The organism is Thermococcus kodakarensis KOD1, from assembly GCF_000009965.1.
GTDB classification, from domain to species: Archaea; Methanobacteriota_B; Thermococci; order Thermococcales; family Thermococcaceae; genus Thermococcus; species Thermococcus kodakarensis.
In genome coordinates, this window is sequence record NC_006624.1 from 2060174 (window position 1) to 2082638 (window position 22465).

The 22465-nt window shown below is 53.0% G+C and carries 29 protein-coding genes; 15 read left to right on the plus strand and 14 right to left on the minus strand.

Annotation, left to right across the window (positions count from 1 at the left end):
• Nucleotides 1–14 precede the first annotated feature (14 nt).
• Nucleotides 15–785, plus strand: a complete 771-nt coding sequence (locus TK_RS11445) for a ParA family protein (protein WP_011251222.1) — start codon at nucleotides 15–17, stop codon at nucleotides 783–785.
• Nucleotides 772–1098 carry a hypothetical protein gene (locus tag TK_RS11450; protein WP_011251223.1) on the plus strand — a complete coding sequence of 109 codons (327 nt, stop codon included), beginning with the start codon at nucleotides 772–774 and terminating at the stop codon, nucleotides 1096–1098. Before TK_RS11445 ends, TK_RS11450 begins: the two co-directional genes overlap by 14 nt.
• A gap of 85 nt (nucleotides 1099–1183) precedes the next feature.
• Here the strand turns inward: TK_RS11450 and TK_RS11455 are convergent, their stop codons facing one another.
• The 6 genes from TK_RS11455 to TK_RS11480 all read right to left on the minus strand — a co-directional run bounded on the left by TK_RS11455 (nucleotide 1184) and on the right by TK_RS11480 (nucleotide 5956).
• A complete protein-coding gene (locus TK_RS11455) occupies nucleotides 1184–1633 on the minus strand; it encodes an adenylyltransferase/cytidyltransferase family protein (protein WP_011251224.1) in 450 nt (149 codons plus the stop codon).
• Between the two features lies 1 nt (nucleotide 1634).
• Nucleotides 1635–2153, minus strand: coding sequence for an RNA-binding protein (locus tag TK_RS11460; protein ID WP_011251225.1), 519 nt, complete (start codon nucleotides 2151–2153; stop codon nucleotides 1635–1637).
• On the minus strand, nucleotides 2153–2794 hold the full coding sequence (gene pyrF / locus TK_RS11465) for an orotidine-5'-phosphate decarboxylase (RefSeq protein WP_011251226.1): 642 nt from the start codon (nucleotides 2792–2794) through the stop codon (nucleotides 2153–2155). Before pyrF ends, TK_RS11460 begins: the two co-directional genes overlap by 1 nt.
• A 4-nt stretch (nucleotides 2795–2798) precedes the next feature.
• Complete coding sequence (locus TK_RS11470) at nucleotides 2799–3401, minus strand: DUF4443 domain-containing protein (protein ID WP_011251227.1); 603 nt, start codon at nucleotides 3399–3401, stop codon at nucleotides 2799–2801.
• A 65-nt stretch (nucleotides 3402–3466) separates the two neighbouring features.
• Complete coding sequence (locus tag TK_RS11475; RefSeq protein WP_011251228.1) at nucleotides 3467–4615, minus strand: inositol-3-phosphate synthase; 1149 nt, start codon at nucleotides 4613–4615, stop codon at nucleotides 3467–3469.
• Between the two features lie 42 nt (nucleotides 4616–4657).
• Nucleotides 4658–5956, minus strand: coding sequence for a bifunctional L-myo-inositol-1-phosphate cytidylyltransferase/CDP-L-myo-inositol myo-inositolphosphotransferase (locus TK_RS11480; RefSeq protein WP_011251229.1), 1299 nt, complete (start codon nucleotides 5954–5956; stop codon nucleotides 4658–4660).
• A gap of 102 nt (nucleotides 5957–6058) precedes the next feature.
• Between TK_RS11480 and TK_RS11485 the strand changes: the two genes are divergently transcribed.
• From TK_RS11485 to TK_RS11495, 3 genes are all read left to right on the plus strand, one after another.
• Nucleotides 6059–6745, plus strand: coding sequence for a TIGR00289 family protein (locus tag TK_RS11485; RefSeq protein ID WP_011251230.1), 687 nt, complete (start codon nucleotides 6059–6061; stop codon nucleotides 6743–6745).
• A gap of 64 nt (nucleotides 6746–6809) precedes the next feature.
• Complete coding sequence (locus TK_RS11490; RefSeq protein ID WP_011251231.1) at nucleotides 6810–7571, plus strand: ABC transporter ATP-binding protein; 762 nt, start codon at nucleotides 6810–6812, stop codon at nucleotides 7569–7571.
• Nucleotides 7571–9025 carry a hypothetical protein gene (locus TK_RS11495; protein WP_011251232.1) on the plus strand — a complete coding sequence of 485 codons (1455 nt, stop codon included), beginning with the start codon at nucleotides 7571–7573 and terminating at the stop codon, nucleotides 9023–9025. Before TK_RS11490 ends, TK_RS11495 begins: the two co-directional genes overlap by 1 nt.
• Here the strand turns inward: TK_RS11495 and TK_RS11500 are convergent.
• The 3 genes from TK_RS11500 to TK_RS11510 form a co-directional block, all read right to left on the minus strand.
• Nucleotides 9015–9371 carry an Mth938-like domain-containing protein gene (locus TK_RS11500; RefSeq protein WP_011251233.1) on the minus strand — a complete coding sequence of 119 codons (357 nt, stop codon included), beginning with the start codon at nucleotides 9369–9371 and terminating at the stop codon, nucleotides 9015–9017. The two genes, TK_RS11495 and TK_RS11500, sit on opposite strands and share 11 nt — an antisense overlap.
• A gap of 4 nt (nucleotides 9372–9375) precedes the next feature.
• Entirely contained in the window at nucleotides 9376–9879 is a 504-nt protein-coding gene (locus TK_RS11505) for an NUDIX domain-containing protein (protein WP_011251234.1), read from the minus strand.
• Nucleotides 9880–9964: 85 nt separating this feature from the next.
• Nucleotides 9965–10786 carry a carbohydrate kinase gene (locus TK_RS11510; protein WP_011251235.1) on the minus strand — a complete coding sequence of 274 codons (822 nt, stop codon included), beginning with the start codon at nucleotides 10784–10786 and terminating at the stop codon, nucleotides 9965–9967.
• 122 nt (nucleotides 10787–10908) lie between these two features.
• On the opposite strand from TK_RS11510, the gene TK_RS11515 reads away from it, so the two are divergent.
• From TK_RS11515 to TK_RS11525, 3 genes are read left to right on the plus strand one after another with little or no spacing between them, the layout of a single operon-like run.
• Entirely contained in the window at nucleotides 10909–11256 is a 348-nt protein-coding gene (locus tag TK_RS11515) for a Gar1/Naf1 family protein (RefSeq protein ID WP_011251236.1), read from the plus strand.
• A 5-nt stretch (nucleotides 11257–11261) separates the two neighbouring features.
• Nucleotides 11262–12173, plus strand: coding sequence for a transcription initiation factor IIB (locus TK_RS11520; protein ID WP_048053897.1), 912 nt, complete (start codon nucleotides 11262–11264; stop codon nucleotides 12171–12173).
• A gap of 9 nt (nucleotides 12174–12182) precedes the next feature.
• Nucleotides 12183–12677: a metallophosphoesterase gene (locus TK_RS11525; RefSeq protein WP_011251238.1), complete on the plus strand. Its 495-nt coding sequence runs from the start codon at nucleotides 12183–12185 to the stop codon at nucleotides 12675–12677.
• A 43-nt stretch (nucleotides 12678–12720) separates the two neighbouring features.
• Here TK_RS11525 and hpkB read toward each other — a convergent pair whose 3' ends face one another.
• Nucleotides 12721–12924, minus strand: coding sequence for an archaeal histone HpkB (hpkB, locus tag TK_RS11530; protein WP_011251239.1), 204 nt, complete (start codon nucleotides 12922–12924; stop codon nucleotides 12721–12723).
• A 352-nt stretch (nucleotides 12925–13276) separates the two neighbouring features.
• Here hpkB and rbcL point away from each other — a divergent pair, with 352 nt between their 5' ends.
• Nucleotides 13277–14611, plus strand: a complete 1335-nt coding sequence (gene rbcL, locus TK_RS11535) for a type III ribulose-bisphosphate carboxylase (protein ID WP_011251240.1) — start codon at nucleotides 13277–13279, stop codon at nucleotides 14609–14611.
• Between the two features lie 141 nt (nucleotides 14612–14752).
• Nucleotides 14753–15349, plus strand: a complete 597-nt coding sequence (locus tag TK_RS11540) for an ArsR/SmtB family transcription factor (protein WP_011251241.1) — start codon at nucleotides 14753–14755, stop codon at nucleotides 15347–15349.
• A 36-nt stretch (nucleotides 15350–15385) separates the two neighbouring features.
• Here TK_RS11540 and TK_RS11545 read toward each other — a convergent pair whose 3' ends face one another.
• Nucleotides 15386–15589 (minus strand): 30S ribosomal protein S17e, encoded by a 204-nt coding sequence (locus tag TK_RS11545; RefSeq protein WP_011251242.1) that lies wholly within the window; start codon nucleotides 15587–15589, stop codon nucleotides 15386–15388.
• 125 nt (nucleotides 15590–15714) lie between these two features.
• Here TK_RS11545 and TK_RS11550 point away from each other — a divergent pair, with 125 nt between their 5' ends.
• From TK_RS11550 to TK_RS11560, 3 genes are read left to right on the plus strand one after another with little or no spacing between them, the layout of a single operon-like run.
• Nucleotides 15715–16146, plus strand: coding sequence for a DUF371 domain-containing protein (locus tag TK_RS11550; protein WP_011251243.1), 432 nt, complete (start codon nucleotides 15715–15717; stop codon nucleotides 16144–16146).
• A 35-nt stretch (nucleotides 16147–16181) separates the two neighbouring features.
• Nucleotides 16182–16850, plus strand: coding sequence for a TIGR00703 family protein (locus TK_RS11555; RefSeq protein WP_011251244.1), 669 nt, complete (start codon nucleotides 16182–16184; stop codon nucleotides 16848–16850).
• Between the two features lie 39 nt (nucleotides 16851–16889).
• A complete protein-coding gene (locus TK_RS11560) occupies nucleotides 16890–17339 on the plus strand; it encodes a hypothetical protein (protein ID WP_011251245.1) in 450 nt (149 codons plus the stop codon).
• An 11-nt stretch (nucleotides 17340–17350) separates the two neighbouring features.
• Here the strand turns inward: TK_RS11560 and TK_RS11565 are convergent, their stop codons facing one another.
• Nucleotides 17351–18151 (minus strand): SPL family radical SAM protein, encoded by an 801-nt coding sequence (locus TK_RS11565; protein WP_011251246.1) that lies wholly within the window; start codon nucleotides 18149–18151, stop codon nucleotides 17351–17353.
• Between the two features lie 36 nt (nucleotides 18152–18187).
• Nucleotides 18188–19213, minus strand: a complete 1026-nt coding sequence (locus TK_RS11570) for a tetratricopeptide repeat protein (protein WP_011251247.1) — start codon at nucleotides 19211–19213, stop codon at nucleotides 18188–18190.
• Between the two features lie 301 nt (nucleotides 19214–19514).
• On the opposite strand from TK_RS11570, the gene TK_RS11575 reads away from it, so the two are divergent.
• A complete protein-coding gene (locus tag TK_RS11575; RefSeq protein WP_048053791.1) occupies nucleotides 19515–21356 on the plus strand; it encodes an anaerobic ribonucleoside triphosphate reductase in 1842 nt (613 codons plus the stop codon).
• A 17-nt stretch (nucleotides 21357–21373) separates the two neighbouring features.
• Entirely contained in the window at nucleotides 21374–22084 is a 711-nt protein-coding gene (locus TK_RS11580; RefSeq protein WP_011251249.1) for an anaerobic ribonucleoside-triphosphate reductase activating protein, read from the plus strand.
• Between the two features lie 21 nt (nucleotides 22085–22105).
• Here the strand turns inward: TK_RS11580 and pth2 are convergent, their stop codons facing one another.
• Entirely contained in the window at nucleotides 22106–22462 is a 357-nt protein-coding gene (gene pth2 / locus TK_RS11585; RefSeq protein WP_011251250.1) for a peptidyl-tRNA hydrolase Pth2, read from the minus strand.
• Nucleotides 22463–22465 lie beyond the last annotated feature (3 nt).

Here is a 22465-nt window from a genome sequence, read left to right on the forward strand (position 1 = left end):
TTAGGGTGAAACCGATGGCAGTCGTAATCAGCGTTGCCAATCAGAAGGGGGGAGTGGGCAAGACAACGCTCACGATGAACCTCGGCTTCGCCCTTTCCGAGATGGGCAAGAGGGTTCTCCTGGTTGACGTTGACCCCCAGTTCAACCTCACCTTTGGTCTAATCGGGATGAAGGTTCTTGAGCACTCCAGCAGGAACGTTGGAACGCTGATGACAAGGGAAAGCGAGATTGAGGAGACCATTGTCCCTGTCAAGGAGAACCTTGATCTCATTCCAAGCCATTTGAACCTATCGGCCAAGGAGATCGAGATAATAAACGCCTACAACCGTGAGAGACGACTTGAAAAGGCCCTTATCCCGGTACTCCCAGACTACGACTACGTCCTCATTGACAACCCGCCCAGCATGGGAATATTCCTCGTGAATTCTCTCACCGCGTCGGACTACGTTCTGATACCGCTCGAGCTTAGCTACTTCGGAGTAATCGGCATGCAGCTCATGTTCAACCTGATGAGAATGATCAGGGAGGAGACCAACGAGAACCTCAAGCTCCTCGGCCTCGTTCCCAATAAGTTTACCAAGCAAACAAAAGTCCCGAAGATGCGCCTCAAGGAGCTGAAGGAGGCCTATCCAGACGCTCCAATACTGACCACGATACCAAAGGCCATAGCCCTAGAAAAGGCCCAGAGTGAGGGTAAGAGCATATTTGAGTTTGAGCCGAACGGTAGGGCTTCTAAGGCCTTCCAAAAGCTTGCCAAAGAGGTGGTTGAAATTGTCGAAGGATAAACTCCCGAGGCTTTTTGACGGCTCAATAAACGAGTTGACCCGCCCTTCTAAGCCCAAGAAAGAGAAAACCACCGATTTGAAGAAGGATAAAATGCAGAAGACTCTCTACATCACCAAAGATATGAACAGAAAGCTCATCGAGCTCTACGGTGAGGAGGGGAGGAGACAGAGCATAATAGTCGAGGATGCGGTCAACCTGTACTACTACCTCAAGCGGGCCCTCGGCGAGAAGAAGTTCGAGGAGCTAATGAGCGCGGTCAAAAGGGAAGACCCCGAATTCCTTCGCGATTATCTGAGCAGGTTTAAGCTCTAATCAGACGCTTCAATTTAGAGGTTTAATAAAACTCTTTAAAATCAAACCCTGAAAATCACTAAACTGCTGAAATCAGGGAGTTCAATCATTCACAGAAGGTTTCCACAATCCTTTGGATTATTTTGCTCGTCTTCGCCCTGTCGCTCTTGTAGAGGTAGGGTATCCGTATCACTTCGGCGTTTATCCCGTGCTTTCTCAGTTCCTCCTTCAGCTTTTCACAGTTGAAGAACTGGTCTGGGCCGATTGCTATGACGTCAGGGTCTATTCTCTTCACTAGCTCCATGTCTATCGTCCCGGGCGTTCCTATGTAAACTTCATCCACATACCTTATCGCCCTTAGAAGTTCGGCCCTGTCTTCTGCTGGGTTTATGGGCTCTCTCCTCTTCTGCATCCTCACGGTCTCGTCGTGTGCAACTATAACGACCAGCTCGTCACCAAGCTCCTTGGCCTGCTTCAAAAAATGGATGTGGCCGACGTGGAGGATGTCAAAGACTCCCCCAACTAGGACCCTGATCTTCTTCCGCTTCTCTTCCATTTCATCCCACCGTGACCTGCCAGATTTTATCCTTCGCGTGGTGGATGTTCTTCACGGCCTTGCCCTTTGGCTTCTCCTTCATCTTCCTGCCGTCCATGAGGGCTATCCCTATCGCCAGGGGCCTTCCGTAGTTCTCCTCGACCACGAAGACGAAGTCGCCCTCGTTGATGTTCTCGTCTGCGTCAACTATGCCAGCCGCCATAACGTCGGCACCGTTCAGGATGTATGGAACTGCGCCCTCATCCACAACGACCCTCCTCGGCCACTTCCTCAGGTCTTCTTCGTTAGAGAGCTCGTAGAGCGCTATGACGAGGGGAAAAACAAGCTCCTTTCTCCTTATGAAGAAGGGCTTCCCGTTCACGAGGAGAATTTCGGTGGTCTTGTCGAACTCAGCCACTTCCACCCTGTCCTTCTTGTTCAGCATTTTCTTCGCTATCTCCTCGCCGAAGATCTCGCTCATCTCGCGGATTATCTCCTTTATTTCCTTCTTGCTGAGGGGGTGTTTGACTTTCAACTCCATCAAACCACCTCCAGAATTTCCTCATAGAGTCTCCTTGCTGCCTCGCGCGGGTTATTACTGCCGTAGATCGAGCGCCCGACTATCACGTAGTCAGCACCGGCCTTGATGGCATCACTGGCTTTCCCACCCTGGGCACCCACTCCGGGAGTCAAAATCCTTATCCCCCTCTCGAGCCTTGAACGGATGTACGAGACCCGCTCCGGCCTGGTCGCAGGAGCTATTACGCCGAAGGGTTCCAGCTCGTTTGCAAGTTCGATCAGCTTGTCGGTGACGGGCTGAATGAACTCTTTAGCTCCGGGATGGCTCATCTCGACAACGATGATCGTTTTTCCAAGCTCCATAACGGCCTCAACGCTGTCCCTGCCTACGAAGCCGTGGGCAATTATGTAGTCTGCCCCAGCCTCGAATACTTTACTCGCTATCAGTCTGTTCGTGTTGGGGATATCAGCGAGTTTGAGGTCGGCTATTATCGGAAGCCCTGTGACCTGCTTGAGCTCGGTGATTATCTTCAATCCGGAACCGATGATGAGGGGCCAGTTTACCTTAATTGCCCAGAGGTAATCTGCTGTGCACTCCGCTATCTCAAGTGCCCTCTCCCTATCATAAACGTCGAGCGCCAGAATGAGCCTGCTCTCCTCCATCTCCTCACCTCACGAGAGACTTGAGTTCTTCGGGGATTTCGTCATTCTTTAAGGTCAGGGCAACGTGATAGGCGCTCTTCATGGCATCTGACGGGTTTTCTGCCCATGTCACGACGATTAGGTCTCCATCTGAGAAGTTCAGGACTTCCTCAATGTTCATTGCAAGTTCTTCCATTGTATCTCTCAGCGGCCTCTCGTCCTCGGGGAAGACAGGTTCTCCGTTTTTAACGATCAGTATCATGGCCCCCTTTGCGAAGAACCTTATTGCCTCGTCCCTCAGCTCGATGCTCTTGAACTGAGGCGGGTTTTTAACGACGATAGCATAGGCGGGCATTCCATCGACTTTCCCAACGAAGTGTGCCTCCGAGAATAGCCCCTTAAGCCTCTCAAGGAGTTTTTTCCCTGTTTTGCTTAGAAAGTGCCCACGCTGGGCCGAATCTATGACATCAATCCAGTTGAGCTTTTTGAGTAGAGTCCTGACGCTGCCTTCGCCGATGTCGAGAGTTTCGGCGATTGCCTTTCTCCCAATCGGTTCCCTCAGAAGAAAAATCGTTGCAATGACGTCTTCAAGAGTAAACTCGGGATAAGCTCCCCTCTTCCAGCTCATTGGTTTCCCTCCAGAAGAAGTGGGAGGAAGTTATTAAAAAAGTTGCCGAAAGGGAGAAAAAGCCCTCAGAGCCACCTGGGCTTCAGCCCGGCCCACATCCTCATCTTCTCGTGGGCGATTATCCTCGGTATGTTCCTGGCCTCCTTAGGTCCGGGGTTCTTCATGTAGAAGGCGTTGACCTCGTAGACGGTTCCGAACTCCTTCTTCTCGATAGCTATCTTTCCGAGCCTGACGAGGTCAACGAGCAGGCCAGCGAGGGCAGGGCTGTCGTTTATCCTGCCGGTGATGACGAGCTCGTCGTGGGCACCGTTGAAGCTGACGTACTCGATGTGCATGGCTATGAACTTCTTGTCGCCGAGCGGTTCGAGGAAGCCGGTCGGCTTGATGTAGTGCGGGGCGTTGTAGCCGAGCAGGTCCTCAACGACCGAGCTCTTGGTGAACTCCTTGCTTCTGTTCCTCTCCTCATCGGTTAAAGCCAGGAAGTCCTGGTTTCCACCTATGTTGAACTGGGCTATGTCGAGGACGTAGCGGTTCCTCTGGGCGAGGTGGCTGAGAATGTCTGCGGTAAGCGGTGTTGCACCTGTTGCACCGTCGTCACCGAAGATAACTAGGTTGCTCTCCTTCGCAAGCTCAACGAAGACCGGGTCGTTCGCTATGAGGGTTGGAATGGCATTGACGAAGGCCGCTCCACCGACTTCCTTGGCATACTTGGCGGCTGCATACACGTAGAACTGTGTCGCTGTGAGCCTCTCCTTGTTGTTCTCCTCGATGGCCTTCTCAAGCTCCTCCCTGCTCTCGAACGGGACGAATGCCTCTGTTGTGCAGACGTTCACGAAAACATCAGGCTTAAGCTCCTTCCACTCGTTAACGAGGTGGTCAACAGCCTCCTTAAGCGTCATCTCGTCGTCGAGGCCGGTAGGGGTGAGCGGAAGGTTCCTGAGGCTTCCGAGGTGGACGCCCTTCCTTATGGTTATTCCCCTGAGGCTCTCCGGGGCATCGGGGTCGTAGCTCTTAACGACTTCATAGAGGTCCTTTCCAACCTTGTTGGAGTCAACGTCGTATGAACCCACGATCTCGATGTCCTTTATCTTAATCGGAAGCTCATCTGCCAGCGGGACTCCGTAGGGCTCCATCTTCCCTGCCTTTATCTTCTCAAGCCCGCTCGCGAAGATGCTGGCAACGTATCCCTGTCCGAGTATGACAACCCTCACCATCTTCCTTCACCTCCTTTAGTGCTGTAAGATATTTTACAGTAGTTAAATAGTTTTCGGATGTGAAACTTTCTTGACGACGAAATACAGGGTTAGTGCAACCCTAAAGTTCGTCAGTACGGCAAGGGTCAGGAAGAGTGCCTTTATCGAGGCCGCAATCTGATACAGCAGGAAGAGCATCGTCAGGAATACTCTCTCGTCCCTTTTTCCGGGCAGTTTTCTGAGGGCCGGTACCTCCTTGTAGGCGTCCCTGCAGAAGGCTCCCCTGAATCTCTCCGTTGAGTAGCTGACCATCACCGAGCCGAGGAGGGCTAGCAGTGCCACGAAGTACCAGATTGGCTCGTTTATCGTCGCATAGGCCAGCAGTGCCAGGAAGCTTCCGTCAACGTAGCGGTCGAGGATTGAATCAACGTAGCCGCCGAGCTTACTTGTCCTCAACTGTGCCCTTGCGAGCTCTCCATCAATGCCGTCAAGGATTGAGCTGAGCTGGTAGAGTATTCCCGCCAGCGGAAGGCTTACCAGTGTCGTCAACGCCGAGATAATGCCGAGTAAGAACGTTACAACCGTCATCTGGTTCGGCGTAACTTTCTCTACCAGCAGTTCACTGACCCTCGTTGAAATCCTCCTGTTCAGGTGTCTGCTGACGAACCCGTCCCCCGTTCCCTTTACTGCGGTTCTGACGAGCATCCTCCTTGCCCTCTTGATCTCTTCGGGGGTGTCAACGTCCGTCCAGCCGAGTCCGTCAACGAAGGTCACTGAAACCTTTGCCCGTTCCATAACCTCGCTCAGGGAGTAGTCGCCGTTCTTCTCATTTTCGAGGATCTCTGTAACCTTGAAAATCTCATCATCGAGGACGAAGAACCCAGTATCAATTGCATCCCATTCCTTGAGCCTTTTCCCGATTTTCCAGACCTTTTCGTCCTTTACCTGAACTTTCGTTGCCTCCCCAATATCAACCCATCTCGGCTCCCTGTCCGCTATTAGTCCTCGCCCTCTTACTGCCCTCTCGATGAAGTCCCTGGAATAGACATGGTCGCTCATTGTCAGTGCGAACTTCCCTGAGACTTTCTCCTTGGCAAGGTGAAGGGAATGGCCGTTGCCCTTCTCCGGCTCGGGGTTTATGATGATTTCAGCGTCAAAGCCGTGCCTCTCTATGAACTCCTGATAAAGGGGTGCGTACCTCTCGTTGGTGACCACAATGAACTTTTTAACACCGTTTTCCTGGAGCAGCCTTATTGTCCTGTACAGAATCTCCCTCCCGGCTACTCTGACAAGTCCCTTGGGCTTTCTACCCATCCTTGTCCCGAGGCCAGCCGCTAGGATTACTGCCCTCTCTGGAACCATGGCCATCACCTTTTTAACGGCCCTCTCCAAGAGCCGTCAGAAGGACTCAAACGCTCGAGATTAAATTAACCCTTAGTATTTAAAAATTTTCGGGTGAGCAAAATGCGCGTTGCGGTCCTCTACTCAGGCGGGAAAGACTCGAACTACGCCCTCTACTGGGCGCTGAAGCAGGGGTTTGAGGTGAAGTACCTCGTCTCAATGGTGAGCGAGAGCGACGAGAGCTACATGTACCACGTCCCAAACATACACCTCACTGAACTTCAGGCAAGGGCAATAGGGATTCCCCTCGTCAAGGGTTTCACCTCCGGAGAGAAGGAGAAGGAAGTCGAGGACATGAAGGCCGTCCTTGAGGGGCTGAAGATTGATGGAGTCGTTGTAGGCGCTTTGGCGAGCGAGTACCAGAAGCAGAGAGTAGATAGGGTCGCCAAAGAGCTTGGAATAGAGAGTTTTGCCCCCGCATGGCACAGAGACCCTGTGGACTACATGAGGGAGATCATAGGCATCTTTGACGTGGTCATAGTCGGAACAGCGGCTTACGGTCTTGACCAGAACTGGCTCGGAAGAAGGATAGATGAGAAGGCCCTGGAAGAGCTGATAAAGCTCAACGAAAAGTACAAGGTCCACGTTGCTGGGGAAGGCGGTGAGTTTGAGACCTTCGTGAGGGACGCGCCGTTCTTTAGGGCAAGGGTTGTCTTTGACGAGGTCGAGAAGAAGTGGAACGAGTGCAGTTATTCGGGAGTTCTAGAGGTAAGGAGTGCACACTTAGAGCCGAAAGGCAGTTCTTGGTAGTACAGTTGCCAATTCATGAAAATATTTATAATCTTCTTCTCCTTTTTACGTTGGGTGGTTGTTTATGATAATCATAGAAGACCTTGTTAAGAGCTTCGGACCGACGACAGCAGTGAGGGGAATAAGCTTCTCCGTGAACGATGGCGAGATATACGGCCTTCTTGGACCTAACGGGAGCGGTAAATCGACGACGATGAAGATAGTGGCTGGAATAATACCGCCCACGTCGGGAAAGGTAACGGTAAATGGAATTGACGTTTCTGCTAATCCTCTCAAAGTTAAGGAAATCGCAGGATACATCCCTGAGACTCCAGCACTTTACGAAAGCCTCACTCCAATGGAGTTCTTCTCATTCGTCGGAAGCATAAGACGAGTTCCCAAGGAGGAGCTTGAAGAGAGGGTTGAAAAGCTCTCCAGGGCCTTTGGGATAGATTCCTTCCTCGGGGAGCTAATAGGGACGCTCAGCTTTGGTACGAAGCAGAAGGTTTCGATAATCTCCGCCCTCCTCCACGATCCTGAGGTTCTCGTTCTCGATGAGGCTGTAAACGGGCTCGACCCAAAGAGCGCAAGGATTCTGAAGGAGCTACTCCTTGACTTCAAGAAACGGGGGAGGAGCATACTCTTCTCGACCCATGTATTAGAGGTCGCGGAGGCGCTCTGCGACAGGATAGGGATCATCTACCGCGGCGAGATCGTCGCCGAGGGGACTCCAAAGGAGCTTAAGGAATTCACAAAGGAGGAGAGCCTTGAAGAGGTATTCCTGAAGCTCACCGAGGGCAAGAGCGAGGTGGAGGGCATAGTAAAAGCCCTAAGGGAGGCGTTCTGATGAAAGTCCTTGAAGTCCTCTACCGCGAGGTCGTTTACAGGAGGATGAAGGACAACCCGCGTTCGGCGGGCAAGATTTCCCTCGGTCTCGGCTCTTCCGGAGACCTGAAAAAGACGCTCCTGTTTCAGACAGCTATGTATGCCGTTTTCGGCCTGATGCTCTTCCCTTCGCTCAAAGGAGAGCGTGATGCAGTGCTTGTGATGGCCTCCACGTACGCCATCCTGCCGTTCATAATAGCTTTCTATGCCACGGTTACGAATTCTAGTTACATAGCTTCGCTCGACCTTTTCAAGCCCCTCCTTCCGCTCCCGATTAAACTCGGCGGGAGGTATATGAGCGTTCTCCTGCTCCTCGAATCGCTCCCAGTGATGGCTTTCATGGTTCCAGGGGCCGTCAGGATTGGGATGGTCGTTTCGGCTACATCCGGGTTGTTAGTACTCCTTTGGTCTGCCGTAGGCCTGATGCTCGGCCACGTTTTTGGGCTGCTCGTTTACTACTCCTTTGGGAAGACCTCCTCCGGAAGGTTCGCGGACCTCAAGAGTCTGGCTAAGGCACTGGGAGTCATCCTAATATTCGGCCTCTTCTACGGCTTCAGCTACTTCCAGGATTACGTCCTCCAGAACTACACCTCCATCAAGGAGTCCCTCGGCGGTTACGAGTTTATCTACCCGCTCTCCGTACTTTCCGTGGACAGGCCGTCGTTTTCGGCACCGCTCGCTGGAATCTACATCGCTATCCTGGGGGTTGCCTACTATGTCCTTATCTCCCGCCTCTGGGTGAGGATAAGCGAGGGTTCTTACACAAGTGGAAGAAGGAGGAGAGCGGGCGGACTCGGGGTGTATCCGCCTGAGCTGGCTCTGATGGTGAAGGATTTCAAGACCGCGCTGAGGAACACACCCGTCCTTACGGGCCTGCTGGTGCCCATAGTTATCCCCATCATAAACGTGGCGGGAATTTTTTCGAATCCAGATATCGGGGCGTTCGGGGGCAGGCTCGCAACCATAACTTTCGTGGCGGCGCTCGGCTGGGTCTCTGCGGTGTCCGTGGAAACCCTCACCAAAATAGAGGTGAAGTCTTTCGAGCTCCTCCTTTCCCTTCCGCTTGAGCGGGGTCGGTTCCTCAGAGGCAAGCTCCTGACTATGGCGGCGATTCCATCGGCGGTGGGGGTCTTGGCGCTGCTCGGCCTGTCCCTTAAGGGTTTTTCATCCCCGATCTACCTTCCAATGGCCGTCCTCGTCCCGCTGGCAACGTGCGGCATCGCCCTCCATGTGTACTACCACGGCACAGAGGGCCTGGCCCTGCCTCAGGGCGGCATTTTGAAGAGCCTGGCAGTGTGGATCCTAAACGCGGTGGTAGTCGGCATCATAGCCGGTTCTTGGTACCTCTCGTATCCAATCGCCCTTCTCCTGACGGCTGCAATAGATGCCCTCCTTCTCTGGAGCCTTAACAGGTGATGTGGAATATTCCCAGCACTTTTTTCTTTCCATAGAGTTCGTTGAAGACTTCGACGGCCTTTTTGGTTGGGAGTTCAAGGACTTCTTTCCCTTTTATGAGTTCTCTGCTCTCAGGTAGGAGTGACAGCTTTCCGTACATCCCAGTTCCCACAACGAGAACGTCAAAGTCCTCGGTTAGGTATTCTTTCAGTTCCTCGGGGTCGAGCTTGTGGCTCGTCCCGTGTTTTTGCTTGCTTATTTTCTTCTTCCTGCGCTCGACCTTTCCGCTTGGATAGAGGACGATGTCGTGCTCGTAGGTGGCTCCATCAACGATTATCTTCCCGAAAGCGGGGTATTCGAGCCTCATGCTCTCACCTCAGACTGAGCGCGTCCCTGAGTATCTCCCCGTGGTCAAATGCCAGTGGGAGGTTCAGGGCTTCCTCTATCGGGAACACGAAGACTTCCTTGGCGTCGTCGCCTGCCTTCAGCTCTCCCTCCCCGATGCAGAGGAAAGCAACCGTTACCGTGTGTCCTCTGGGGTCCCTGTCGGGCCTTGAATAAACGCCCACTAGCTTCACTGGCTTCACGTCAAGTCCCGTCTCTTCCTTAACCTCACGCAGAAGGGCCTCCTCAACGGTCTCGCCGTATTCGACGAAGCCTCCTGGAAGGGCGTAGTGGTCTTTGAAGGGCTCGTTTTTCCGCTTTATCAGGACGATTCCATTGTTGTACACTATCACGGCATCGACCGTAAGGCCGATACACCTGTGGGTCTCTGCTTCAAAGCCGTATTTCTCTGCCAGCGCCTTTGCTTCGTCTCTAAAGGAAGATAAGTCGGCCCCTCTCGGGGCCTTAACCAGAAGAACGTACCTGTCCATTGAAACCACCTCAGGGAAGTCCCTTCTCATCATCATTCAGCGTGCTGACGTTTCATCATCGGTGTTGGGAGTTGGAAGAGGGGGTTTATACCCTTTTCACCTCGACTTTCATCGCAAGCTCGTTCACGTCATCCATGGAAAAATCAACGCTCCTGTTCTTGAGGAACAGCGCCGTAAAGGCGGCTGCTCGTTTAAGGGCCTGCACGAAGGGACACTGTGAGTAGAATCCAGTAAAGGCTCCAAGAAAAACATCTCCCGCCCCAGTCGATTCGTCCACTCCCACGTGGACTGGCTCAAACGTGTACTCCCTTCCGTGCAGAAATGCCTTCCCCGGCTCTGGCCCGTTGGAGAGGAGAAGAACGTCAACGAATTCGGGGGAGAACCCCTGCAGATATTGGTATTCCCCAAGGTCTGCGTGAAGAATCTTTACCCCCTTTAAGAATGAACCGTCGATGGGCTGGTACTGAATTTCTCCTGGACTTGAGGAACGGATAAACCCCTGTATGTCAACCGCAACAAATGGGAACTTTTTGAGAGCACTGGTAACCAGGGCAGGGGGCACTTCTCTTGCAACGGGATTCATGAGGAGGACATCGTATTCTCCATCTGGAAGCTCTTCAATTGGAGACGCCCTCTCTAGAAGTTTTAGCCTCCTCCTGTTGCCGTCGAGGTACGTTAGTTCGTAAGTCGTCGTTGTCTCAGAGGGAACTACCTGCAGTTTCGCCATTGACTCCAATTCTTTGATCCACTCCTCTGGGAGATTTGAGAAAGAAGTGAGTATCTCAACATCGCAGAATCTTGAAAGGGCGAGTGCAGAATAATAAGCACCGCCACCGAGCCTTTCAAGAACCTTGTTGCCTTTTTTAACTATGTCCCTGACAACATGGCCAACAACAAGACACTTCATTTTACCCTTCCCAAATCTTACTATTCGGCACTCTCTGTTAAAAATCTTTCTCTGATTATCGAAAGCTTTATAAAGGGGAAAAGCGAAAAGTTTAAAAGGAAACCTGGTTTTGGGGTGGGGCTATGAAACGCCTGGGAGTTGTTTCTCACTACGCGAAGCAGGGCTTTCTCATAGTTAGGACGAACTGGGTGCCGTCGCTTAATGACCCAGTTGTCGACAAGGAACTGAAGCCCGTCGGAGTAGTCAAGGATGTTTTTGGTCCGGTTAATTATCCCTATGTCGCCGTTAAGCCTCGGGTTAAAGATCCCGAGAAGTACGTTGGTGCCCTTCTCTACGTTGGCAGGCGGGAAAAAGGTGGCAAGAAGGCCCCCCAGAAAGGAAAGACTAGCGGTAAAAACAGATCTCCAAAGAAGGCTAGAAAAGGTAAGACTGGCAAGCGTTCCGGCCCCACCCCCAGGAGAAGGGGGTGAGAGGGATTAGCCCGAAGAGGGTATGCCCTATTTGCGGTTCGACCGAATTTATATACGACCCGCGAAGGGGAGAGATAGTCTGTGCCAAGTGCGGCTACGTAATTGAGGAGAACGTAGTGGATGAGGGGCCGGAGTGGAGGGCGTTCGAGCCAGGTCAGAGGGAAAAGCGCGCCAGAACAGGGGCGCCCATGACGTTGATGATCCACGACAAAGGCCTTTCTACGGATATAGACTGGCGCGACAAGGATATACACGGGAACCAGATAACCGGCATGTACAGGAACAAGCTTAGAAGGCTCCGCATGTGGCAGCGCAGGATGCGCATCAACGACGCCGCCGAGAGAAACCTTGCATTCGCCCTCAGCGAGCTTGACAGGATGGCCGCCCAGCTCCGCCTGCCGAGGCACCTTAAGGAGGTCGCCGCTTCCCTCTACAGGAAGGCGGTCATGAAGAAGCTCATCCGCGGCCGTTCAATAGAGGGTATGGTCTCTGCCGCACTCTACGCCGCCTGCAGGATGGAGGGCATTCCAAGAACGCTGGACGAGATTGCATCGGTATCCAAGGTCTCAAAGAAGGAAATTGGGAGGAGCTACCGCTTTATGGCCAGGGGGTTAGGTTTGAACCTCAGGCCAACCAGCCCAATAGAGTACGTTGACCGCTTTGGCGACGCCCTTGGAGTGAGTGCCAGGACTAAGAAGAGGGCCAAGGAAATCCTGAACGAGGCTATAAAGCGCGGGATAACCAGCGGTAAGGGCCCAACGGGTCTCGCCGCGGCGGCTCTCTACATAGCGGCTCTCCTTGAGGGCGAAAAGAAGACGCAGAGGGAAGTCGCTGAAGTTGCTCACGTAACCGAAGTAACCGTCAGGAACCGCTATAAGGAGCTCGTTGAAAAGCTCGGCATAAACGTCCCGATATGAGGGATACCCTTGAAGGTGGCAGTAGTAAGTGACACTCACTACGGGGACAAGACGAGAAACCTCCCTACTCTTTTATTTGAACACCTCATGAAAATCCAGCCAGAGCTTATTCTCCATGCAGGCGACATAACCAGCCCTGAGCTTCTTGAGAAGCTTGAGGAGATCGCCCCAACACTCGCCGTCAGGGGAAACGTTGACAGGCTTAACCTTCCCGAGGAAGAGGTCGTCGAGGCCGAAGACGTAAAGATAGGCATGATCCACGGCCATCAGCTGCTCTCTCTGAACGCCCACTTCCTAACTCTCAAGGCCCTCGAGATGGACGTTGACGTTCTTGTTTTCGGTCACACTCATAGATACTATTATGATATACACTCCCTTTATGGCAAAAAAGTTATTCTGCTCAATCCGGGGTCGCCGGTGTTTCCCAGGATGGATTCCCCAGGCTTTGCTGTTCTCAAGTTCTCCGGAGAAAACGTGGGTGTTGAGAGAATAACGTTCTGGTAGGCTTCAGAAAGGTTGTGAAAAGGCAAAGAGGCAAAAAGCGCCATCAGCTCTTGATGGCAAGCTTGATGTCCTCAGCCTTGACGGTCTTTCTGCCGGCGTGCTGGGCGAGGGCGACGGCCTTCTTGGCGATCTCCAGGGCCTTCTCCTCAAGGTGCTCGGCGAGAACCTTGGCGGCCTCCTCGCTGACGCGGGCGGCACCGGCCTTCCTTATAAGCCTGTCAACCGGGGCAATCGGAAGCTCGGCCATTCACAACACCTCCTTTATGGTTGTCTGCAGAGTTCTGCGTTCTAAATTAGGAGCAAAGGCCTATATAAATCTTTCGGAAAAGGACGGTTATGGGGCCAGCTTTCTGGCGATTTTGGGTGGGATAGTTAGAAATTTGGCCGGGAAAACTTATTGACTTATAAGGTCAAAAACTGAGAGTTTTTAACCGTCATCTGATTTAGACATGAAAACGCCCCGATTGGCCTAATAAACTCTCATTAAGCTCCGCTGTCCAATATCTTTTCTGTAAAATTGTGTGCTTAGGTGGCCAAATCTGTCCAGAAAACTTTTTATGTGTGTCAATGTAACGTTAAATTTACCTGGGGTGAAAGGCATGGTTGAGAAGTTTGATACGATATACGACTACTATGTTGACAAGGGCTACGAGCCCAGCAAGAAGAGGGACATCATAGCTGTATTCCGTGTGACGCCGGCAGAGGGCTACACTATCGAGCAGGCGGCTGGAGCCGTGGCAGCTGAGAGCTCAACTGGAACCTGGACGACACTCTATCCCTGGTACGAGCAGGAGAGATGGGCCGACCTCTCGGCCAAGGCCTACGACTTCCACGACATGGGCGACGGCAGCTGGATAGTCAGAATAGCCTACCCGTTCCACGCCTTTGAGGAGGCCAACCTTCCGGGCCTTCTCGCGAGCATAGCCGGAAACATTTTCGGAATGAAGCGCGTAAAGGGGCTCCGCCTTGAGGATCTTTACTTCCCGGAGAAGCTCATAAGGGAGTTCGACGGCCCGGCCTTCGGTATCGAGGGCGTAAGGAAGATGCTCGAGATTAAGGACAGGCCTATCTATGGTGTCGTTCCAAAGCCAAAGGTCGGTTATTCTCCGGAGGAGTTCGAGAAGCTGGCCTACGACCTTCTCTCAAACGGTGCCGACTACATGAAGGACGACGAGAACCTCACGAGCCCGTGGTACAACCGCTTCGAGGAGAGGGCCGAGATAATGGCGAAGATAATTGACAAGGTAGAGAACGAGACGGGTGAGAAGAAGACATGGTTCGCGAACATAACCGCTGACCTCCTCGAAATGGAGCAGAGGCTTGAGGTTCTTGCTGACCTTGGTCTCAAGCATGCGATGGTTGATGTTGTTATAACCGGCTGGGGAGCGCTAAGGTACATCAGGGACCTCGCGGCCGATTACGGGCTTGCCATCCACGGCCACAGGGCAATGCACGCGGCCTTCACGAGGAACCCGTACCACGGCATCTCGATGTTCGTTCTTGCGAAGCTTTACAGGCTCATAGGCATTGACCAGCTCCACGTTGGAACCGCTGGAGCTGGCAAGCTTGAGGGCGGCAAGTGGGACGTCATTCAGAACGCCAGGATTCTCAGGGAGAGCCACTACAAGCCCGATGAAAACGACGTCTTCCACCTTGAGCAGAAGTTCTACAGCATAAAGGCCGCGTTCCCGACAAGCTCTGGTGGATTACATCCGGGCAACATCCAGCCCGTTATAGAGGCCCTCGGAACCGACATAGTCCTCCAGCTCGGAGGTGGAACCCTCGGCCATCCGGACGGGCCTGCCGCAGGTGCACGGGCAGTCAGGCAGGCAATCGATGCCATAATGCAGGGAATACCGCTCGACGAGTACGCGAAGACTCACAAGGAGCTTGCGAGGGCCCTGGAGAAGTGGGGTCACGTTACTCCAGTCTGAGCTGTTTCAGGGTTAGTGTTCTTTTCTTCCTTTTCTATCTGTCCTTTATCTCCATGTGTGTTTGACATTACCACCAGCTCAAACCGAAAAAGGTTTAAATACTTTTTACTAACTTTGGGTTAGGGAAAGGGGGTGAGAGCTATGGAGTCAAATCGAGACCTTGGGAGACTCCTCGATATCCTGGGTAATGAGACGAGGAGGAGAATACTCCTCCTGCTCACAAAGAGGCCATACTTCGTCAGCGAGCTGAGTCAAGAGCTTGGCGTTGGGCAGAAGGCGGTGCTGGAGCACCTTAGAATACTCGAGAGTGCAGGGCTGATCGAGGGGAGGACAGAAAAGATACCCAGGGGCAGACCCAGAAAGTACTACACGATAAAGCGCGGCTTCAGGCTTGAGGTACTGCTCACTCCATACACATTCGGCACAGACATATACGAACCGAAGAAACCGAGGGCGACGGCCGAGTACCAGCAGGCTAGGGAGCTGATAAAGTCAACGGAGCCAATTGAGACTAAGGTGGACGAGCTGGTTCAGTTCCTCGATGAGGTGCAGAGGCGCATTGATGAGGCCATGAGAATGAAGCAGGAGCTTGAGGAAGTCCGCCTGCTTGTTGAGACTTACATAGAGAACCTTATGCGAAGGATTGCCCAGGAAAACGAGGCGGAGTTCGAGAGATTACTGAAAGAGCTCAGACCTAAACTTCCAAAGAAGATACTGGAAGACCTAGAGAGCTTTTAGGAAGTCGTTAAAGGAGAAAGCTGAAAAAGAGAGACTTTAGAGTATTTTGCCCTCTTCCTTCATTCTTACGAGCCTCGTTATGTAGCCGGCGATCCTGTTCCTTATCGTCTTGCTGGTAACGTTGGTGAGCTCGGCCACCATCTTCTTGTTGTGCTCAAAGTCCCTGGTGAACTTGTCAGGGTACCTGTCAAAGAGCTCACGGGCAGTCCTCTTAATGAACGTCTGCTTGATGTTTCCCATTCTCACCACCTCTCGGATAATCTTCAGCCGTAACCAAAATCAGGAGTGTCCTTTTAAAGGTTTTCCCGTCCGGCTGGTTCTTCAAAGAAGCAAACGTTATTAACCGCCTCCGGGAACGTGAGACCATGTTGAGGGAAGTAATCCACTGCCACGGGCACGAGAACGTCAAAGCCACGCACCGCTCAACCCTTGAATTCACCAAAGAGGACTTTCTGACACCGAGAGGAGACTGCATAATATGCATTGGGGCAGACAAAGCAATCAACGACCTCAACGATGAGTTCAAAAATGCACTTAGGGAAGGTAAAAAGCTCCTGATAAGGATAAAGGTCGGTGACCTCGTGGATGAGGTCGTTGCGTGGGGGAGTCCCGAGCTTATTCTTGACCATGATGTATCCATGGTCGTCAGAAAAAGCACCTACATAGATGCGAGAACGCTCGCTATAAGGGCCAACAAGGCCGCCAGAGATGTGGACAGGCGTATCATCGAACTCCTGAAAAATCCCGGGCAGAGGGCCATCATTGAGCTTATCATCGAGGACAACGAAAACCTTTAAAAGCTCAACATTTTTACTAACCTTTGGTGATGAAAATGCTCGAGGGATACTACATAGTCGAGAACACCGGTGTTGTCCCGGCCGAGAGGAGGTTCAAGTTTAAGGACCTCAAGGCCTGGGGCTACGACCTCCACCTTGGGACGATAGACGGCAGGGAAGCCTACTTCGTCTCAAAGGCTGGCACCAGGGAAGAGGGAGAGACATACACGGAAGGAGGAAAGGAGTACCACATCAGCGAGACCCAGAAAGAGATACCAAAGAACGCGAGACTCTTGGCGAGAATAGTCATCGAGAAGGGTCAGCCTTACCTGGAGTTCTGGCTCGACACAGAGGACGGCAACTTCCCGCTGGCAAAGGAAGACCCGAGGCTCATACTCCACCGCTTCTGGACCGAGAAGAAGTTCAACCAGCTCGAGAAGCACGTGGGAAGCGTCGGCCTGACGACGGACTTCTTCAAGGACAGGGTCTTCGTCAAGAGCATTCCCCTTCCCTACGAGGAGTACCCGCCGAAGGTTAGAAGGGTCTTAAGGGAGGTAAGGGACGTCCACAGAGACCTGACGGGCTTTGGAAGGTTCGTCTTCCAGTACTTTGGAGAGGAAGACAAGACCCACCAGTACCGCCTCTGGTGGCTCCTGCCGACGATACACCTCTTCGACGTTGAGGTCTCCAACGAGGTCGACAAGATACTCGCTATGCTCGACTGAAGGGCTTTAAGCCGTTTTCAATTTTCTTCGGGTGGGAATATGGACATCAGAAGGCTCGTACGGACGAGGGACCTGCTGGTTTTGTGGAAGCTGAAGATAACGAGGGCGGCGAGTTACCTCAGCATCGCCAACAGCTTCATGATACTCTTCGTTTTCGTTAAGGAGCTCTATTCGGTTCCATGGATAGCTGAGAGGTTCTCATTCAGGGAGTTCGTGGGTATAGCCTACGCCTTGGCGATTGTCGGGTTTATAGTTCTGGCCCAGCTCGACTGGCACTTCATGTACAAGAGGGAGCAGAGCTACGCCCTGACCAGGAACCCACTCCTCCCAGCCCAGTGCTTTACGACTCTGTACCTCCTTGAAAAGGCCGTTGAGGAGGGTAGGATAACCGAGGAAGAAGCCAGAAGGGTCATTGCTTCCCTCCAGTTGGCGGGCTGCGATGTCAGGAATGCAAAGATTGAAGCTGGGCCGAGTGGGAATGGGAATTAATTGATGTTGTTTCAAACTTTAACAAGCTCCCAACCCCGCTTGTGCGTCTCTATTCCCTCGGTTTTCACTCCAAGCTCTTTGATTTCTCTCCTGAGCTTCTCTACGAACTTCCCGAACTTTCCGTCGTCGGTTAGGATTTCGTAAATCTCCGGATACCCCTCCTGAAGGAGTCTTTGAAACTCCCTGCCGGAAGCGCGGAGGTTGAGGACTTCGAAGAAGTAGTAGTCGGCGAAGTCCCGTGTTTCTTCCACTATGGAAGAGATGTCAGTAACTTCCGGTATTATAGGGCTCACGAAAACGTAGGTTTTCAGGCCGGCTTCTTTAAGCTCCTTCAGGGCGTTAATCCGGGCTTCCTGAACTGGCGTTAGGGGCTCAAAGAGCCTTTTCTCCCTCCCTCTAAACCCGTTTATTGTCAGTCCGACCTCTATCCTGTCAAAGAGCCTGAAAAGGTCTATGTCCCGGGTGACGAGCGGCGACTTCGTTAGTATTGAGAGCTCGTTCCTCTTGTCCATGTACTGGAGAACCCGCCTCGTAAGCTTCAACTTGGCCTCTATTGGCTGGTAGGGGTCGCTGACCGTTGACATGACGACGCTTCCCTTCACCCTCTTTCTTGCAAGCTCGGGTGCGTTGACCTTAACCTCAACCCAGCTTCCCCACTTACCGTAGTCCTTCCACTTCGTGAGGAACTTGGCGTAGCAGTAGGAGCAGGCGAAGGCGCAGCCGACGTACTGGTTGACCGTCCAGTCAACTCTTGGTATCCTGGAGGGAGTGTAGATGCTCTTTATCCGGGTCTTTATGATATTCACTTCCATCTCAACGCACCGGGAGTAAAGGTTGGAAAAGAAAAGTCAGAGACTCAAACCGAGAGCCAGCTTGGGCTTCTTCCACTCGTCGAGGATTTCTTTCAGTTCTTCGTTCTCGACTTTCTCGTAAAGTTCATCAAAGCGCTTCTTGGCCTCGTCGTCTCCCGCCTTCCACCTGGCGAGCTCCCCTATGGCCCTGAAGAAGTATGCTGTGTCGTCCTCGAAAAGCTCGGCAAAGGCCTCCATGTTCTTTGCAACGGCCTCGTAGGAGCCTTCCTCAAAGAGTCCACTTATGAAGTCTATCAAGGTGTCGAAGACGATTCCGAAGATGTCATCGCTCACGTCTATCGCTTTGACGAGGGCCTCGCGCAGGGCCTTGAAGGCTTTATCGTAGTCTCCCCTCCCAGCCCAGATTTCGGCCTCAATGAGCTTGGCGTTAATCTCTATTTCGTCGTCCCTAGGGTTCCTGAGGACTTCCTTTATCAGGGCCTCGGCTTCGTCGTATTCGCCCAGCTCGTACTTGAAGTGGGCCAAATCGAGAAGGCTTATGAGGTAGTTCTTCTCCTCGTTCAGCCTCTCGAATATCTCTCTGGCCTTCTCCATGAGCTCTATGGCCTTCTCGGTCTCGCCTATCTCGTCGTAGTTCACCGCAAGGTTGGCGAGGGTCAGGGCTATCTCCTTCTCGTTCTTCAGGACTTTCTCTTCATGCTCAAGGAGCTTCTGGTAGGTCTCTATAGCTTTCTCAGGCATTCCAAAGTGCTCGTAGGCGTCGGCGAGGTAATAGAGTGCCGTCGCGTACTCTTCGGGATCGTCCTTTTTCATCTCGACGAGCTTCTTGTAGAGTTCAATTCCCGCCTCAACATCGCCGAGGTGGGAATAAACATGGGCTATCTCATGGGCCAGGTCGTAGGGGTCTTCGCACTGGAGGGCAACTTCTTTGAGACGTTCAAGCTCCTTTCTGAGGGTCTCTTCGTCCTCGATTGAGTCGATATAATCGTCAAAGAGCTCAAGGAGCTTCTCGCAGTCCTTCTCTTCAAGGGCCTTTTTCCATTCGAGTTTAATTTCACTCATTTCTGATCACCGGGCCTTATCTTGGTTGAGGGGTTAAAAAGGTATGCCGTCCAGATTCGGAGCATTTTGCTAGAAAAATTCTTGTATTTTTGAATAAATGTCAAAATTCTGACGCATTTTATTTGGATGTGGGGTTCTCCTGACGTTTTGACCTGTAAGAACGTCAATAATTGGGTGGCCAATTTGGATAATTTATCCAAAACTTGCCACATTTATGGAACAGTGACCATCGGTTCAAAGGTAATCGTTATTAACTCCCTTCTCATTCACCCTATTTGGATAAATTATCCAGGTGTTGAAAATGGAGGCAGTGAAGAAGGACGTGATCCAAGAATACGCTGGCTGGAAAAGTCTGGACGTGCTCGAAAACGCCAACCGCTATCCAGGTCCGACGGGGTTCTTCGCCTACGTCATGGAGGAGGCCCTGAAGGAGAGCACGGCCTTGGTTCCAGAGGACGGGAGGAAGGCGCACTTCTCGGGGGAGGTCTACATCCACAAGCTCCCTTACAGCCTGTACATACCCTACTGCTCTGGCCACAGCACCTCAAGGCTGCTCAAAAAGGGGCTGAGAACTCCGACGATAACTTCTAGACCAGCCAGGCACTTCGACACCTACGTTGACCACATAGCGAACTACCTCATAACCATGCAGCACTACTTCAGCGGCGCTCAGGCTCTCTCAAGCGTCGAGTGGTACGCGGGGCCCTTCATAAGAAAGGACGGTCTGAGCAGGGAGAAGATACGCCAGCACGTTCAGAGGCTCGTCTACAACCTCAACTACCCGAGCAGGGTCGGGATGCAGACGCCTTTTACAAACTTCACCGTGACCCTCGACGCTCCCAAGGAGATGCTCACGGGCGATATGGCTGTCTACGACGGGAAGGAGGTTGGCCCGCTCGGGGGCTACGAGAGGGAAGCAAAGGAGTTCTTCCTGGCTCTGGTTGACGTTCTCAGGGAGGGCGATGCTAAGGGCCAGCCCTTCACCTTCCCGATACCAACGATAATGGGAACCGCGAAGATGCTCTGGGACGATCCCGAGGTGTTCGAGCCCGTTTTCACGACGGCTGCGAAGAGGGGGAGCTTCTACTGGCTCAACACGAACGTGGTTGACCCAGATGCGAGCTACTCGATGTGCTGCAGGATAAACATAGACAAGAGGGAGTTCGCATTCGCCTTCAGCGCTTCCCCAAAGAGCGCCGAGGAGGAGGCGATGGAGATGCTTGAGAGACAGCGCTTTGGTGGCCTCTGGGCGATGCCAGACGTAACCGGTTCTGTGAACGTCACAACGGTTAACCTGCCGAGGCTCGCGCTGAAGGCGGGGGACGACGATAGGTTCTGGGAGGAGTACGCCAGAATCCTCGAAACCGTCAGAAAGACTACCGACTGGTTCAGGGAAAGGTACGTGAAGCTGCTGACGAACTACCGCGAGATGTACAGCATGATACACACATACCTTGAGGAGTTCCCGTCAAGCCACTTCAACACCATCGGAATCCTCGGCCTTCCCGAGGCAGCGGCGGTATACCTCAACGAGCCCGATCTGTGGAAAGAGGGCTCAAGGGCCGAGTGGATGAAGGCCGCGAAGCTGATGAAGAGGATGGTGGAGTTCGCAGTCGAAAAAGCTAGGGAGTGGATGAGGGAGAGCGGAATTCCCTGGAACGTTGAGGAAGTCCCCGGAGAGAGCGCCGCGGCAAAGCTCGCCATTAAAGACCTGCGCGAGTTCCCGGAGCTGAGGGATTACCTCGACGACCCCGAGAACCCGATATACTCAACGAGCATCGCCCCCTACTACGGGCCGATTGAGCTGGCCGACAGGATTAGGATCGAGGAAGAAGTCCAGGGGAGCTTCACGGGAGGAGTCATGATGCACATCTTCCTTGGAGAGGAGCCCGACCCAGAGGCGCTGGCGAAGCTCACCAAAAGGCTCCTGAGGACGAAGCTGGTCTACTGGAGCTACACACCTGCAGTAACGGTCTGCAATGCCTGCGGGAGGTCATCAACGGGACTCCACACGGCTTGCCCCCACTGCGGGAGCGAGGACGTCGAGGTCTGGAGCAGAATCATAGGCTACTACCGCCCGCTCAAGAACTGGAACCCCTACAGGAAGAGGGAGTTCTGGAGCAGGAGGCACTACTCCTCCTGATTTTTGGAGGTGGTTCCGTGCTCACAAGCGGCTGGAAGAGCGTCAGCATGGTCGATGTACACGGGAAGGTGACCTTTACCCTCTGGCTCTGCGGCTGCAATCTGAAGTGCCCTTTCTGCCACAACTGGCTGATAGCGGAGGGTAAGGAGTGCTTCCCCCTCGATAGAGGTGCTCTCCTCGGCGACTTGTCCTCAAGCTCCTTCCTAGTGGACTACTTCCACATAACCGGCGGCGAGCCACTGATGCAGTGGGCCGAGCTGTCATCCCTGCTCGCGGAAGCCAAGGAACTCCTCCCCATCAGTCTCAACACCAACCTCACGCTCTTGAAACCCCTGGAGAGACTCCTGAAGGCGGAGCTGGTTGACCACATAGCGACCGACCTGAAGGCCCCTCCTGCTGAGCTCTACGGCCTCCCAGGGGAAGCATCAAAGCGCCTCTGGGAGCTTTTCCTTATGGGCCTTGAGTTAATCTCGGACTACGGCATCCCCTTGGAGCTAAGGATACCCGTGGCCAGAGGGCTCGACCAGTGGCCGTGGATAGAGGAGGGGCTTAAGCACGTTGACACGGACTTTTACGCTGTCCTGAACCCCCTCGTGGGCCCACCTTTGACCAGCCCCAGAAATGGAGCCTGGTGCTCGGAGCACTGCTGGCCTGAGAGAGAAGTGGAAGGTCTGAAGGAGAGGCTGGGAGAAATTGGGATTAGAACCTACGTGAACCGCTTTGCTTGACTTTTTCATTTCCTTTTTGAGTCACAGGAGCTTTAAGTGCCCAGTCACCTTGTCCACGACCTCTTCTGGCCCGGGCCCGATGGCGAGAACCGTTACAGTCCCGGGTGGAATTTCCGTCAGCCCTGCGTCCTTTATCAGGGCCGTTGGAAGTCCGAGCTTCTCTGCCTCCGCTTTCAGCTTAAACAGCTCCTCCAGGTTTTCAGCCTTGACGACGACCTTCTTCTGTCCCTCGTGGAACCATGCCTTGAACCACTCGGGCTTTTCCTTCTGGGCTTTTATCGCGGCAGTAACGGCCCCGTGGGCAACCTGGACGGCGAACTTCCCCTTGCTGAGCTTGAGGTCTTTTCTAGCCACTATAACCTGCTTGTACTTGAACATGAC

What these genes read in the sequence shown, in the direction of transcription:
- TK_RS11545 (WP_011251242.1), bottom strand. Translation starts at nt 15,589, where the DNA reads ATGGGAAACATCAAGCAGACGTTCATTAAGAGGACTGCCCGTGAGCTC.
- TK_RS11470 (WP_011251227.1), bottom strand. Translation starts at nt 3,401, where the DNA reads ATGAGCTGGAAGAGGGGAGCTTATCCCGAGTTTACTCTTGAAGACGTC.
- TK_RS11500 (WP_011251233.1), bottom strand. Translation starts at nt 9,371, where the DNA reads ATGAGGCTCGAATACCCCGCTTTCGGGAAGATAATCGTTGATGGAGCC.
- TK_RS11445 (WP_011251222.1), top strand. Translation starts at nt 15, where the DNA reads ATGGCAGTCGTAATCAGCGTTGCCAATCAGAAGGGGGGAGTGGGCAAG.
- TK_RS11575 (WP_048053791.1), top strand. Translation starts at nt 19,515, where the DNA reads ATGGAGGCAGTGAAGAAGGACGTGATCCAAGAATACGCTGGCTGGAAA.
- TK_RS11460 (WP_011251225.1), bottom strand. Translation starts at nt 2,153, where the DNA reads ATGGAGTTGAAAGTCAAACACCCCCTCAGCAAGAAGGAAATAAAGGAG.
- TK_RS11560 (WP_011251245.1), top strand. Translation starts at nt 16,890, where the DNA reads ATGGACATCAGAAGGCTCGTACGGACGAGGGACCTGCTGGTTTTGTGG.
- TK_RS11485 (WP_011251230.1), top strand. Translation starts at nt 6,059, where the DNA reads ATGCGCGTTGCGGTCCTCTACTCAGGCGGGAAAGACTCGAACTACGCC.
- TK_RS11555 (WP_011251244.1), top strand. Translation starts at nt 16,182, where the DNA reads ATGCTCGAGGGATACTACATAGTCGAGAACACCGGTGTTGTCCCGGCC.
- TK_RS11570 (WP_011251247.1), bottom strand. Translation starts at nt 19,213, where the DNA reads ATGAGTGAAATTAAACTCGAATGGAAAAAGGCCCTTGAAGAGAAGGAC.
- TK_RS11565 (WP_011251246.1), bottom strand. Translation starts at nt 18,151, where the DNA reads ATGGAAGTGAATATCATAAAGACCCGGATAAAGAGCATCTACACTCCC.
- TK_RS11455 (WP_011251224.1), bottom strand. Translation starts at nt 1,633, where the DNA reads ATGGAAGAGAAGCGGAAGAAGATCAGGGTCCTAGTTGGGGGAGTCTTT.
- pth2 (WP_011251250.1), bottom strand. Translation starts at nt 22,462, where the DNA reads ATGTTCAAGTACAAGCAGGTTATAGTGGCTAGAAAAGACCTCAAGCTC.
- TK_RS11510 (WP_011251235.1), bottom strand. Translation starts at nt 10,786, where the DNA reads ATGAAGTGTCTTGTTGTTGGCCATGTTGTCAGGGACATAGTTAAAAAA.
- TK_RS11540 (WP_011251241.1), top strand. Translation starts at nt 14,753, where the DNA reads ATGGAGTCAAATCGAGACCTTGGGAGACTCCTCGATATCCTGGGTAAT.
- TK_RS11480 (WP_011251229.1), bottom strand. Translation starts at nt 5,956, where the DNA reads ATGGTTCCAGAGAGGGCAGTAATCCTAGCGGCTGGCCTCGGGACAAGG.
- TK_RS11515 (WP_011251236.1), top strand. Translation starts at nt 10,909, where the DNA reads ATGAAACGCCTGGGAGTTGTTTCTCACTACGCGAAGCAGGGCTTTCTC.
- TK_RS11495 (WP_011251232.1), top strand. Translation starts at nt 7,571, where the DNA reads ATGAAAGTCCTTGAAGTCCTCTACCGCGAGGTCGTTTACAGGAGGATG.
- rbcL (WP_011251240.1), top strand. Translation starts at nt 13,277, where the DNA reads ATGGTTGAGAAGTTTGATACGATATACGACTACTATGTTGACAAGGGC.
- TK_RS11490 (WP_011251231.1), top strand. Translation starts at nt 6,810, where the DNA reads ATGATAATCATAGAAGACCTTGTTAAGAGCTTCGGACCGACGACAGCA.
- pyrF (WP_011251226.1), bottom strand. Translation starts at nt 2,794, where the DNA reads ATGGAGGAGAGCAGGCTCATTCTGGCGCTCGACGTTTATGATAGGGAG.
- hpkB (WP_011251239.1), bottom strand. Translation starts at nt 12,924, where the DNA reads ATGGCCGAGCTTCCGATTGCCCCGGTTGACAGGCTTATAAGGAAGGCC.
- TK_RS11505 (WP_011251234.1), bottom strand. Translation starts at nt 9,879, where the DNA reads ATGGACAGGTACGTTCTTCTGGTTAAGGCCCCGAGAGGGGCCGACTTA.
- TK_RS11550 (WP_011251243.1), top strand. Translation starts at nt 15,715, where the DNA reads ATGTTGAGGGAAGTAATCCACTGCCACGGGCACGAGAACGTCAAAGCC.
- TK_RS11475 (WP_011251228.1), bottom strand. Translation starts at nt 4,615, where the DNA reads ATGGTGAGGGTTGTCATACTCGGACAGGGATACGTTGCCAGCATCTTC.